This window comes from Paenibacillus sp. FSL L8-0470 (assembly GCF_038008625.1).
Taxonomy (GTDB): Bacteria; Bacillota; Bacilli; order Paenibacillales; family Paenibacillaceae; genus Paenibacillus_AQ.
Window position 1 is genome coordinate 3,702,893 of the sequence record NZ_JBBOZM010000001.1, and the last position, 13,546, is coordinate 3,716,438.

Annotated in this window: 10 protein-coding genes; 9 read left to right on the forward strand and 1 reads right to left on the reverse strand. The window is 51.2% G+C overall.

Going from position 1 to position 13,546, the window contains the following annotated elements:
- The first annotated feature begins 1 nt into the window (after position 1).
- The 6 genes from NST99_RS16785 to NST99_RS16810 are packed head-to-tail and all read left to right on the forward strand — an operon-like array spanning position 2 to position 9,625.
- Positions 2-1,033, forward strand: a complete 1,032-nt coding sequence (locus NST99_RS16785) for a response regulator transcription factor (protein ID WP_341093202.1) — start codon at positions 2-4, stop codon at positions 1,031-1,033.
- On the forward strand, positions 1,033-2,829 hold the full coding sequence (locus NST99_RS16790) for a cache domain-containing sensor histidine kinase (protein ID WP_341093203.1): 1,797 nt from the start codon (positions 1,033-1,035) through the stop codon (positions 2,827-2,829). Before NST99_RS16785 ends, NST99_RS16790 begins: the two co-directional genes overlap by 1 nt.
- A 46-nt stretch (positions 2,830-2,875) precedes the next feature.
- Complete coding sequence (locus tag NST99_RS16795) at positions 2,876-3,637, forward strand: SDR family NAD(P)-dependent oxidoreductase (RefSeq protein ID WP_341093204.1); 762 nt, start codon at positions 2,876-2,878, stop codon at positions 3,635-3,637.
- Positions 3,634-5,718, forward strand: coding sequence for a heparinase II/III domain-containing protein (locus tag NST99_RS16800; protein ID WP_341093205.1), 2,085 nt, complete (start codon positions 3,634-3,636; stop codon positions 5,716-5,718). Before NST99_RS16795 ends, NST99_RS16800 begins: the two co-directional genes overlap by 4 nt.
- A 2-nt stretch (positions 5,719-5,720) precedes the next feature.
- On the forward strand, positions 5,721-8,012 hold the full coding sequence (locus tag NST99_RS16805; RefSeq protein ID WP_341093206.1) for a DUF4962 domain-containing protein: 2,292 nt from the start codon (positions 5,721-5,723) through the stop codon (positions 8,010-8,012).
- Between the two features lie 56 nt (positions 8,013-8,068).
- Positions 8,069-9,625: an extracellular solute-binding protein gene (locus tag NST99_RS16810; protein WP_341093207.1), complete on the forward strand. Its 1,557-nt coding sequence runs from the start codon at positions 8,069-8,071 to the stop codon at positions 9,623-9,625.
- A gap of 141 nt (positions 9,626-9,766) precedes the next feature.
- Here the strand turns inward: NST99_RS16810 and NST99_RS16815 are convergent, their stop codons facing one another.
- Entirely contained in the window at positions 9,767-10,441 is a 675-nt protein-coding gene (locus tag NST99_RS16815) for a FadR/GntR family transcriptional regulator (RefSeq protein ID WP_341093208.1), read from the reverse strand.
- 298 nt (positions 10,442-10,739) lie between these two features.
- Between NST99_RS16815 and NST99_RS16820 the strand changes: the two genes are divergently transcribed.
- The 3 genes from NST99_RS16820 to dgoD are packed head-to-tail and all read left to right on the forward strand — an operon-like array spanning position 10,740 to position 13,545.
- Complete coding sequence (locus NST99_RS16820) at positions 10,740-11,696, forward strand: sugar kinase (protein WP_341093209.1); 957 nt, start codon at positions 10,740-10,742, stop codon at positions 11,694-11,696.
- Between the two features lie 31 nt (positions 11,697-11,727).
- A complete protein-coding gene (locus NST99_RS16825) occupies positions 11,728-12,393 on the forward strand; it encodes a bifunctional 4-hydroxy-2-oxoglutarate aldolase/2-dehydro-3-deoxy-phosphogluconate aldolase (RefSeq protein ID WP_341093210.1) in 666 nt (221 codons plus the stop codon).
- A 3-nt stretch (positions 12,394-12,396) separates the two neighbouring features.
- Positions 12,397-13,545, forward strand: a complete 1,149-nt coding sequence (gene dgoD, locus NST99_RS16830) for a galactonate dehydratase (RefSeq protein ID WP_341093211.1) — start codon at positions 12,397-12,399, stop codon at positions 13,543-13,545.
- Position 13,546: the final 1 nt, after the last annotated feature.

A 13,546-nucleotide genomic window follows, 5' to 3' on the forward strand; every position in this document is an offset into this window, starting at 1 on the left:
GATGAGATGTGTATTGATCGTAGACGACGAGCCCATGATTCGAAAGGGACTTTCTATCATGATCTCTCAATGCGGCGGGCATCCGTATAACATCAAGCTGGCCCAGAATGGAGAAGAGGCAATTCAGCTCATTATGGAGGAAGCGCCGGATTTTCTGTTTACAGATATCCGTATGCCTAAGGTAGACGGACTGGAGCTGTGCCGGCGATTGTCGGAGATGGAGACGGATATTCAGACCGTTGTCATCTCGGGCTATGGAGATTTTGAATACGCCCGCCAATGCGTGTCTTATGGAGTGAAAGAATATCTCCTGAAGCCCGTAAGCAAAGGGAGCCTTCAAAATGTGATCGCCAAGTTAGAGGCGAATAGAGTGAAGCTGGAGAGCTTTGTCTCTGTCGCCAAGCTTGATGAATGGGTCGTGCGTATGGATGATGCCATCTGGACCTTGGATAAAGAGAAGCTTCACCTTGTATTAAAGGAATGGGAAACGGACTTCCTCCAGCGGAAGATGAGCCGAAGCCAGCAAAAAGAACTTCTGGAAGAGGGCTACACCTTGCTCGTGAAGAGGCTCCATATCAATTCGGTCACACCCCGTAATAGTGTGCTGGACTTGTCTGCAGCATCCGGACCAGATCAGTTATTCCACTGCTTCGCAGAAGCGTCGGCAGCTATACTGGAAGATCTTCGGATCAAGCGCAAGGGCAAGGCAAAGGACCCGATAGAGGAAGCTAAAGCTTTCATAGAAAAACATCTCGCCCAGGAAGTATCGCTGGAGGAGGTGGCGGAGGTGCTCGGTCTGAATGCCTCTTACTTCAGCCAGTTGTTTAAGCACTCGACAGGAGAGACCTTTGTACACTACCGCATTAAACGCAGAATGGAGAAGGCCAAAAGGCTGCTTGCCGATGCAAGCTATCGGATAACCGATATTTCCTATGAGGTCGGGTATGCAGACCACCCTCATTTTACGAAGACGTTCAAGAAGTTCACGGGGCAGGCTCCGTCCGAGTATCGCAACCGGCTGGGAATTGATTGATGAGAAAGAGCCTGTCGAACAAGCTGTTTGCCTCATTTCTGACCGTCATTGTTCTATCCTTGGCCATGGTAGGATTTATCTCTTATTTTCAGGCTTCGGCTGAGCTTGATAAATCTTCGGAGAAGTCCATTGCCCAAGTGATCAGGAGCGCGTCCTATCAAACGGACCTGTATTTGCAAAATTATGAAAAGGCCAGCGATTCCATCCTGTCCTACAATCAGGTCAAACAATTCCTGGATATGGACCCGGAGGACAGCTACTCTTACTATCAATATACAAATGATATACAGAAGGATTTATTTCGATCTTTATTCATTCTTTATCCTCAAATTAACCTGATGTACGTTATTGGTGAACACGGCAAGGCCATTAGCGACGATAACTCCTATCAGGCGTATAGCCTGAAGTTCAATCCGCTGGAACGCTACCGGTTCTTAAGCAAGCATACGCCGGAGAGCGGCCGCATCACCATTCTCAACACGAATGTGATGAATGAAGGGGATCAGAACATTATAACGATGGTCCGCCGGATCAGAGGGGTTTCGTCCTATCACCCCAAGGGCATAGTGGCTATCGAATTCAAGGCAGAAGACCTGGCCCGTATATGGGAACCTCTTGATTTGGGACAAGGCGGGTCCTTCTTTATCATGGACGAATTCGGCAAACTCCTATATCAGCCCGAAGGAAATGAGAACCATCCAGGGTTATCTGCCGGTCACATCCGAAATGTATTTCAGCACCCCAATGACTCTGTTGTGGAAAAGGTAGACGGGAAAGAGTATTTGTTCGTGTCGAGAAAATCCGATTATTCCAAATGGCAGCTTGTGGTATCCATACCGGTTGGCGAGCTGCGCAAGCCCATCTCTACCATTCGTACGACCACGCTGGTTGTAGGAGTTCTCACCCTTATCGGTACTTTGTTGCTTGCCACCTGGTTCGGACGATCCATCACGAAGCCGATCCTTATTCTCAAGGAAGGCATGAGGCAGACGGAAAAAGGCAACTGGCGCAGGCTTGAGATGAATGGCCGTCAGGATGAGCTGGGGGGGTTGATGCATAGCTACAATCTTATGGTGTCCCGGCTGTCCGAAATGATCGAGCGGGTATATGAAGCGGAGCTTACAACCCAGAAGGAGGCCCTGGAGCGTCATCAGGCTGAATTTCAGGCACTTCAGCTGCAGATTAACCCGCACTATCTGTATAACACGTTAGAAACTATTAAATGCTACGCCGTTGTTCAGGATTCGGACGAAATTACAGAAATAGTGGAGGCCATGGCGTTCATGCTTCGTTACTCCATCCAGACCAATCTGGAGGAGATTACGATTGCCAATGAGCTTAATCATGTACTAAGCTACATGACGATTCTCAAGCACCGGAACGGCAGGGAGTTCGAAATTGATGTTGTGATTCCGCCGACGCTGCTACTGGCCAAGATGGTCAGGCTGACGCTTCAGCCTTTGATTGAAAATATTTTTCAGCACGCGTTTCCTGATGGGATTGAAGACAGGCATTATATTCGTATCGACGCCAGAATAGAAAGGGACCGGTTTCTCGTTCTCGTAGAGGATAACGGAGCAGGGATGTCCCGGGAACGGCTAGATAAACTCCGCGAGAAGCTGAACCTGAACCAGCTGGCGGATACAGAAGGTGACTCTCTCTATCATCGAGGTGGGATCGGGCTGATGAACGTCCACCGGAGAATCCAAATGGTATTCGGAGAACAGTACGGGTTAAGCGTCGAAAGTGAGGAGAATGAAGGAACACGGATGATCTTATCCATGCCTGCGGAGTGAAAATACGGATGATTAAGAAAAAAACTACTACTTGGAGGAATATGTAATGAAAATTGATTTGACTGGTAAAATCGCCCTGGTTACAGGGTCCAATGCAGGGATAGGCCGACAAATTTTAGAGACGCTTGCAGCTTCCGGCGCCAAAGTCGCCGTAAACTATCTGTACGGTTCTTCGGAGGAAACGGTCAAAGCCGTCCGCCAGGCTGGAGGAGAAGCTTATGCATTTCAGGCGGATGTCACAAATCCAGCCCAGCTGGACAATATGGTGAAGGAAATAGAGGCACAATTCGGCGGAACCATCGATATCCTCGTCAACAATGCCGGAGGTATGGTCAAGCGGGTTCCCAATACTGAAATGGACGAAGAACATTACAACAAGGTGATGGACGTCAATTTTAAATCATGCGTGTTTGCCTGCAAAGCGGTTGCACCGGGAATGATCGCTAAAAAAAGCGGTAAAATCATCAATGTATCCTCTCTCGCGGCTCATGACGGCGGAGGACCGGGCGCTTCCATCTATGCAGCAGGCAAAGCGGCGGTATGGTCTTATACCAAGGGACTTGCCAAAGAGCTCAGTCCTCACGGGATTAATGTAAACGCTATCTCTCCCGGATTTATCGGTCAGACCGCATTCCATGCCACCTTTACTGCAGATGCGGCAAGACAGGCGACAATTGCAAAGATTCCATTGGGCCGGGAAGGCGCACCGCAGGATGTGAGCAACGTGACACTCTTCCTCGCTTCAGAGCTGTCGGATTATCTGACTGGAGAAATCATTGAAATTAACGGAGGCTTGTTCATGCGATGATGAACCTTAAGGAGAAAGCAGACACTTTTTCCTGGGTTGGCCCTGTGGTGGATAAACTGAAGAGGGAGCTGGACCTTTTCCGGGATGAAGAGATTCGGCTTCCGGCAGAACCCGGCGGCTGGTGGCACCAATATGTGTGCCCCCGGCATCATACCGAGCTAATCTTTAATGCTGCGGAGCAGGACACGTTTGTCTTTACTTGTCCGCAAGGCTGCAAGCTGGAAGGCGAGCCTTACCGGGGAGCCTGGCTGGTATACCGGCATCAGGCGATAGCACGTTATGCACTGCAGGCTGCCGCGGTATTCGCCGCAGACGGGGAAGACTTCTATAGCGGCTTGGCCCAGAAGATTCTTGTTGGATATGCGGAGCAGTTCCCGCTGTATCCGGTTCATCCCGATGCCCAGCCCTGGATGCTTAGCGGCCGTGCCTTTCATCAGGCGCTGACGGAAGCGATCTGGTCGACCACACTTATTCGGGCTTATCTGCTTCTTGTGGACCATGGAGTAACGTTCACGGAAGAGGAAGAGTTGAAACTGCAGGTGTTCTTCACGATGCTGGAGGAGAGCATGGAGCAATACCGCCACATTCTCATTCACGAGAAGAAGAATGCAGAGAACAATTATACCGCATGGCTGAACGCCAGCCTGGCCTGCGTATATGCCGCCAAAGGTACCCGGGCAAAACTCGGTTCCCTGCTGGAGGGGGAAGGCGGTTTCTATCATCATCTTTCTATCGGCGTCAAGCCGGACGGCTTTGAATTTGAAGGCAGCACGTACTACCATATTTTTGTGCTGCGGGCTTACCTCATAGCAGCCGAGATGGCCGGACGCTTCGGGGTTGACCTATATGATGCCAAAGGGGATCAGGGACAATCCATCCGCGGTATGTTTCAGCTGCTGGTAGAGCTTAGCGGCGACAACGGGGAGCTTCCAGCTGTGCATGATGGTCCTTATGCACGCATTCCTTTCGCGCGGGAAATCGTTGAAGTACTTGAAATAGGGTGTACGGCTTACAAAGACCCCACCTACCAGCCTATACTGGCGAATGCTTACCGGTATTTATACGGAAAGGAAGAGCGGAGCGGTCTGGAGGCGGTGCTGTATGGAGAAGGAGAGCGTAAGGAGCTTCATTCTACCTCCACGGCAAGGGTTTCTATCCTGCTGCCGGATTCAGGCTTCGCCGTGCTCCGTCATCCGGGCAACCCGCTGTCCGTACTGGCAGACTTCGGTGAGCATGGCGGATCTCATGGGCATTATGACAAGCTTCATATCACGATTATGCACCGGTTGGGAGAGGTTGCTCCCGAGCTTGGCATGGTTCCTTACGGTTCTATATTGCGCAAGGAATGGTATGCCGAAACCGCGAGTCATAACACGGTCACCATCGGAGGCTGCTCTCAAGCAGCCCATACCGGCAGCTGCAGAGAATTCCGGCAGGAAAGCGATGATACGTATTTATGGATTCGCTCGGATGGCGCCTATGAAGGAGCGGTTCTCGACCGGCATCTTTTGTTGACTGACGGTTGGCTGCTGGACTGGTTTCATGTTGAGCAGACAACGGACCGGAAGCAGGATCAGGAGGTGGACTTATGGTTACATCCGACAGGAGATTTGCTGTTACCGGTCGAGTCCCGCCGCATCCGGAAGGACTCCCCGGCAGTCCTCGGACAGGAAGCGGGCTATGGTTCGGTAGAGGTATTGTCCGTACTGCAGAATGAGTCGGACTGTGCGTTAAGCGCCAGGTGGAGCAGCCGTTATGATCAAGTGGGCCACGCTGCGGAATATGAAGTTTCCGCGTGCACTCTGCTGGCACCCGGCTCCATTCTGCATGAAATCCGCACACCGGGTGTAGCTGAAGACCCGAGCAGTCTGATCCGGGGCATCATGCTTCGGCATAGAGGCCCGTCGGTTGATTTTATTACAGTTTATCGGGCCGGTCATGAATCTGCTGCACTAAAGCTTGTGAGTCAGGCGGGCGAAGAGGTCCGAATCCAGATAGAAACAAACGGGCAAAGAGTTGTCTACTGCCTGAATCCCAAAAAGGGACTGATTCAGGAAAAGTCCCTGAATACGGAGGAGTAGAGATGTCAGAACCTTTATTTCAACCTGCCAGCGGCGTGCTCGACCTGCCTTATGGGCCTGATGAACATTCGGATGTTGGAGAGAACCCGCCGCGTTTTACATGGATGCCCGCAAGTCTGGAGGAAGGGATGTATGAGCTGCAGATCTCCTCATACAAAGAGTTTGAGCCTGAATACACGCTGACCTACAGTCAAATTCCCTATAATCTGTTTACTCCGGATAAACCGCTGGAACCAGGAATGTATTATTGGCGGTACACTCTTATCGGAGATAACCATATCCGTTCAGAGTGGAGCAAAGTAAGAGCTTTCGTGGTTGCGGATGAGCTTCCGCTAACGCCTCTGCCATCCAGAACGGAGCGATACACCGCTGCTTCCGGCAATCATCCGCGGCTTTGGCTTCAGGCGGAACAACTTGAGTCCTACCGGGAAACCATCCGCCAAGATCCTGACTTAACGGGCTGGAGTGACTTCCTCAAGCATTCCGTACTGCCCTGGACAGAACGAGCGCTTATTCCCGAGCCTGCACCGTATCCGGATAACAAGCGTGTCGCCAAGCTATGGCGGCAGATGTATATGGACTGTCAGGAAGTTTTCTATGCTGTTCGGCATCTAGCCATAGCAGGGATTGTGCTGGAGGACGAAGTGCTTATTGCTAAAGCCAGAGAGTGGCTGCTTCATGCTGCAAGCTGGAACACGGAGGGTACCACCAGCCGGGATTATAATGATGAATGCTCCTTTCGCATAGCCGGAGCGTTGGCATGGGGCTATGATTGGCTGCACGGCTCTCTTACGGAAGAGGAACGGCTAAAGGTGCGGCAGGCACTGCTGCGGAGAACCGGTCAGATCGCCTTCCATGTCATCGAACGCTCCCGAATTCATCAAGTGCCTTATGACAGCCATGCCATCCGTTCTTTATCCTCCGTGCTTGTTCCCTGCTGTATTTCCATGTTGGGCGAGGAGGAGGTTCAGGAATGGCTTGATTATACGCTGGAGTACTTCTCCGCCATGTATACCCCATGGGGTGGCAAGGATGGCGGCTGGGCCGAAGGCCCGATGTATTGGACCACTCAAATGGCTTTTGTTACGGAGGCGCTTAATCTGGTCCGCAAATACATGGGAATCAACTTCTATGAACGTCCCTTCTTCCGCAAAACCGGCGACTTTCCGCTCTATTGCTATAGTCCGGATACCTTGAGGGCCAGCTTCGGGGATCAATCGTCGCTGGGAGATCCGGTCAGTCTCAAGACGGGCTTCAATATCCGCCAATTTGCCGGTTTAACGGGAAATGGACAGTACCAATGGTACTATGAACGGACAAAGGAATTGAATCCAGATAGCCAGATGATCTTCTATAACTACGGCTGGTGGGATTTCCGGTTCGATGAGATGGTTTACCGTACGGATTATCCGCAGATTCCTTCAGAACCACCGCTGGCCGCAGAGCCTCTCAAGTGGTTTCAGGATGTTGGCTGGGTCGCCATGCATCACCGGATGGAAGCTCCGCAGGAACATATCATGATGCTGGCCAAGAGCAGCCGTTACGGTTCTGTGAGCCATAGCCACGGGGATCAGAACGCCTTCCTGCTGCATGCCTTCGGCGAGCCTCTGGCTATCGAAAGCGGCCATTACGTCGCATTCAACAGTACAATGCATATGCAGTGGCGGAAGCAGACCCGCTCCAAGAACGTTATTCTTATTGACGGAAAAGGCCAATATGCCGGCACAGACAAGTCGAAGAACATGGCAGCCTACGGCAAGGTGCTGAAAGCGTCCACTGCACCTGGGATCAGCTACACGCAAATGGATGCAACGGAAGCCTACCGGGAGAATGTACCCTATATCAAACGGTATGTGCGGGAGATCTACTTTTTTGACAGCGCTTATTTTGTCATTACAGATAGTGTTGATCTGGAGTGTCCCGGAAAATTGGATTGGCTGTTCCATACGCTCTATCCCATGAAGTTAAAGGACCAAACCTTCAAAGTAAAGGGCCAAAAAGCTCAAATGGAGGGCAGGTTTGTCTACAGCTCCTCTGGAGATATGGCGCTTAGTCAAAACGACCAATTTACCGATGTAGATCCGAAGGAATGGGAAGGGCTGCCCGGGCACTGGCATTTGACCGCATCCACTCAAGAGGCTATAAGCCATCGGATCGTTACGCTTCTGATTCCCCAAAAATCTGGAAGCCGGGATTACGTATCATACTTCATGGACGATCAGGACCATGGGGTTCATGTTTACTTTACCAATCAGGGGGTTACCCGCCGGGTTGAGATTCCTAAAGCATATTAGTCTAAAAAAACATTTTCATTTGTGTATGGCACCCATTGTACAAGGAGAGGGTTATCATGAAAAAATGGATTGGCGTCTGTCTGACTGCTTTAATGGCTGCTACAGCCGTTGCAGGTTGCGCGGACAAGGACAAAGAAGAGACTGCCGGAGGAGCGTCAAATGCGCCGCAAAAAACTAAATTCTCCATCTCGATGCGGACACTGGCTTTTAACTATGTTGAGAAATCGCCTAATCTGAATAAGGATAAATGGGTGAAAAAACTGGAGGAGATGACAAACACCGATCTGGACATTGTGCTGGTGCCTCATAAAGAATTCGAGCAGAAAATGGTTCAGATGTTTGCCACTAATGATATTCCGGATGTGGTTCAAGGCTCGGGCGGTGTGAACGGCAAGGAAATGGCCGGTTCCGTTGAAGCCGGCGTGTTCATGCCCTTGGATGATCTGCTTGAGCAACACGGTCAGAACCTGTTGAAAGTAATCCCGAAGGAAGCCTGGGAAAACGTCACCTATCAAGGGAAAATCTACGCAATACCGGAGTTCCTGTCCAATCCGTCCCGTCGCGCGACTTGGATTCGCAAGGACCTGCTGGATCAAACCGGCTTGCAGGTTCCAAAAACAGTCGATGAGTACTTGAATGTGCTGCGGGCTTTCAAAAAACTGGGTGTTGATAACCCTTACATGGGCCGCCAGGATTTCAAATATGCCGATGCTTTCTTTGGCGCTTATGATGTTTTTCCGTACCTGACGATGTTCGAGGAAGTAAACGGCCAGGTTCAGCCGAAGTTTATGGATAACGAAAATATGATGAAGGCGTTACAAACATACAACACCATGTATAAAGAGGGGTTGATCAACAAGGAATTTGCCACCATCAACCCGACCAACTACAAAAATGCGATTCTCTCAGGCAACGCGGGCATGTGGACGATGAATGCCAACGAGCTGCTGCAGTGGGAGCAGCAATTGAAGGCTACAACGCCATCCGCCAAGCTGGAGATTATCCCGTCGCCAGTTGGCCCTGACGGAAAAGGCGGCTCTTATTTGTACGGCTCCGCTACGCGCACCTACTTTATCAAGGAAGGTACGAAAAATGCTGCGGATATTGTGAAATTCTTTGACTGGATGCTAAGCGAAGAGGCGGAAACCTTCTTTACCTTCGGGATCAAGGGCGAATCCTACAAAGAAGAGAACGGTAAAATCGTATATACGGCCCCCACGGATTCCGCTGCCATAGATGAAGAGCGCTACCGTCAGTCTTTCTTGTGGCTGGTGCAAGACACCACGTATAACAAGGGTGTTCTGAACATGACGGAAGAAGGCAAAAACCTGATCAAAGTATATGATACGATTCTGGCTAATGAAGGCCGGGACGGGATTCAATTCGACCCTCGTCTGGACGCACTAGTGAAGAATCCAGACATCGCTCCCAACTCGGACACGGCTCCTCCGGTGCTGCTGACGCATATGGTGAAGATGGTGTATGGCAAGGAACCCATCAGTGACTGGCCGAAGGTTGTGGAAGAGTGGCTTTCCAAGGGCGGCGAGGACGTCATCAAGGAAGCTACGGAAAAATACAACTCTAAAGCGGGCGTCACCATGCCCCGCAGATAAGATAGCCCTCCTGACAGTTTAAACCGATGCGGTTACCATTTATTCGGATGGAGATCCATTACTACAGCGAGCTTATAGGCGTGCTAAACAAGCTGTCGAGATTATTCTCGGCAGCTTGTTTTGCAGCGTCACAGGGTGAATCTACTTCTTCAGGGTTGTCAGCATACTCTGGATATGGCTCTCCATTAGCTGCCGGGCTGTTTCGCTTTGTCGTTCCTCAATGGCAATGGCGATCAGAACATGATAATTGGAAGCTTTCGTCCGCATATTGGGCAGCGTATTGGTCTGCTTGCGTCCTTCGGCCAGCAATGGAAGAATCGAATTCAGCATCCGCGCCACTACCGGATTTGCTGCTCCTTCGGCGATTAACTGATGAAAGGCGAGGTCTGTCTCGAAGAAGGGGCCACCTTCCTCCATTTGCCGCACCATTCGCTCTGCCAGTACCCGCAGCCTGCGGATCTGATCGTCATCGGCCCGCTGCGCAGCCAGAGCGGCAAGTTCAGGCTCAATGAGCAGTCTAGCTTCCAGCAGATCCACTATCGAAATGTTTTCCAATTCCTCTAGGGCTACCGCCGGATCATCCAACAGCAGCGGATCGTTTCGTACATACATCCCACGTCCGTGCTCAATGCTGACATTCCCCTGACTTTCTAATATCCGCAGCGCCTCACGTACTGTAGTGACGCTAACGGAAAAATCGACAGCTAGCTGCTGCAGAGTAGGGAGCCGATCTCCCGGAGCCCATTCCCCATCAAGGATTTTCTGTTTCATAAGCTCTATAGTAGCCTGAAACGCGGTCTGTTTGATCTGTTTCATGTTTAGCCGTCCTTATCACTTGGAATGAATTCATTTTAGCATAGGAGCTTCTTGAGGATAAGTAGATATGTCTATGTATTGATTTAGTATTGACTAGTAAACAACAAGATAATATGATTGTAGCATAAAGATCGTATCAATATCTAAAAAGTAATTACATTTAACGTTGGGAAACGATGCTACGTACAGTTTTCTGTGTAAAACGGCAGAAAAGTAAGTTATTCTATTTTATTCAAGAATAAAGATGTGATCTTTATGTAGAAACTCTATCAGTGATGAAGCAGAAGGAGGAGGGGCAATGGAGGTAGTAACCTTTGGGGAAACCATGGTACTTTTGGCACCGGACCGGATGGTTCCCCTGGAGTATGTGAACGGCTTTCACAAGCATGTTGCCGGAGCCGAAACCAATGTGGCAGTTGGGCTTGCCCGTATGGGACATACCGTGGGCTGGTTCAGCAAGCTCGGAAATGATCCATTTGGACGCTATATTAGGCAGGTCGTAAGAGGACATGGCGTTGATACTTCCGAAGTCAGGATTACAGACGAAGCGCCGACGGGAGTGTTTTTCAAAGAACAAATATCCCCGGATAAAATACAGGTGTACTACTACCGCAAACAATCGGCTGCCAGCCTGATGCACGAGGATGAGCTTAATGAGGCTTATGTTGGAAAAGCCCGCTTCCTGCATGTTACCGGCATTACTCCGGCGCTTAGCCCGGAGTGCAGGAAATTAACCTTTCGAGCCCTCGAAGCGGCAAAAAAACACGGTGCTGCCATTGTGTTTGATCCCAATATCCGCTGGAAGCTTTGGAACAGAGAAGAAGCCTGCGTTGTGCTTAACGAAATAGCGGCTCTTGCCGATTACGTGTTGCCCGGTATTGATGAGGGACAGTTTCTGACAGGATGCTGTACGCCTGCAGACATCGCAGACCGTCTGCTGAAATCCGGCGCCGGTGCTGTCGTAATCAAGCTCGGCGCGGGCGGAGCTTATTACAGTAACGGACGAATCTCGGGAAATGAACCAGGGTTTCGAGTGAAACGGCTCATTGATCCGATGGGTGCCGGAGACGGTTTTGCCGCCGGATTTATAAGCGGATTGCTGCAAGGGGAGGACCTGCCCTTAGCGGTGCGACGCGGCAACGCGGTGGGTTCCATTGTTGTCGGGGTAAGCGGCGATGTGGAGGGTCTTCCGACACGGCAGGATGTGGATCTTCTCCTGGCAGGGGGATCCGACTTGGAGGATATTATCCGGTAAATGAGGGGCATTCCAAAGGAGGAGGAAGGAAATGGACAAAAATCTTCAGATTGAGCGGTTGATAACTTCCGGACTGGTCGCCGTTATTCGCAGACCAGAGCCTGAAAGGGCGGATAAAATTGCCGCGGCACTGGCAGATGGGGGTGTCGGAGCGCTGGAGATTACAGCCGATACGCCGGAAGTGTACAGGTTGATCGCGGACATGAAGGCGAAATATGGAGATCGCCTGCTGGTGGGAGCGGGTACGGTGCTGAAGTTGACGCAGGCCGAGCAGGCTATCGCGGCGGGAGCCGATTTTATTTTTTCGCCAAATTTGAATGAGGCAATTGTGGATCTCACCTTAAAGTACGGGCGAATCTCCATCCCAGGCGTGATGACGCCGACCGAAGCTGTCAGAGGGCACGAAGCGGGTGCAGATCTGCTAAAGGTGTTCCCCGGCGGTTCGCTGGGCGCCTCCTACATAAAGGAACTGCAGGGGCCTCTTGGTCATATCCGGATGATGCCGACAGGAGGCGTGACACTTGCGAATGTCGGATCCTTCATTGCCGCCGGATCTGTTGCCGTCGGTTTAGGAAGCGCTCTCGTAGACCGGAAAGCGGTGGAGCGGGGCGACTATGGGAAGATAACAGAGAACGCCCGCCAGTTTGCGAAAGAAGTCAGCAAGGCCAGAATGAACAACACAAAAGGAGCTGAATAATTGATGAAAATAACCGGATTTGAGACCTTTATCGTTCCTCCCCGCTGGCTGTTTCTGAAGATTGAAACCGATGAGGGTATATCCGGCTGGGGAGAGCCGGTGGTCGAAGGCAAGGCGCATACAGTTCAGACCGCAGTGGAAGAGCTGATGGATCTTTTGATCGGACAGGATCCTCAGCGGATTGAAGACCTATGGCAGTTGATGTACCGGGGAGGATTTTATCGTGGCGGGGCTATATTAATGAGCGCGATAGCCGGGATCGATCAGGCGTTGTGGGATATTAAAGGGAAAATCTACAATGCGCCTGTGTACCAGCTCCTTGGCGGCGCTTGCCGAAGTTCAATGCGGGTGTACTCCTGGATAGGCGGAGACCGCCCCATCGATGTCGTCAAATCTGCTCTGGAGAAGAAGGCCGCCGGATTCACGGCGATTAAGATGAACGCCTCGGAAGAGATGCAGTTCATTGATACACATGACAAGGTGTATGCAATCGTTGAGCGGGTCGCCGCCATCCGGGAGGCCTGTGGACCGGAATTCGGGATCGCTGTCGATTTTCACGGGCGGCTTCATAAACCGATGGCACGGGGACTGGCCAGAGAGCTGGATCCGTACCGTCTGATGTTCATTGAAGAACCGGTACTGCCGGAAAACAACGAAGTACTCAGGGAAATCGCACATCATACCAGCACTCCGATCGCGACGGGTGAGCGCATGTTCTCACGCTGGGATTTTAAAAATCTGCTGAAGGATGGGGTAGTCGATATTATTCAGCCCGACCTGTCCCATGCGGGAGGCATCACGGAATGCAAGAAAATATTCGCTATGGCCGAGGCGTTCGATGTTGCGGTCGCTCCGCATTGTCCGCTTGGGCCGATCGCTCTTGCCGCCTGCCTTCAGGTAGATGCGACGTCTTATAATGCGGTCATTCAGGAACAAAGCCTCGGCATCCATTATAATCAAGGAAATGACCTGCTGGATTATATCACCGATCCTACCGTCTTTGCCTACAGTGACGGTCATGTCAATATTCCTTCCGGACCGGGTCTTGGCATTACGGTGAACGAGGAGTATGTGCGGAAGATGGCGGAGACGGGCCACCGTTGGAGAAATCCGGTATGGCGGCATCGGGACGGCAGCATTGCTGAGTGGTAAG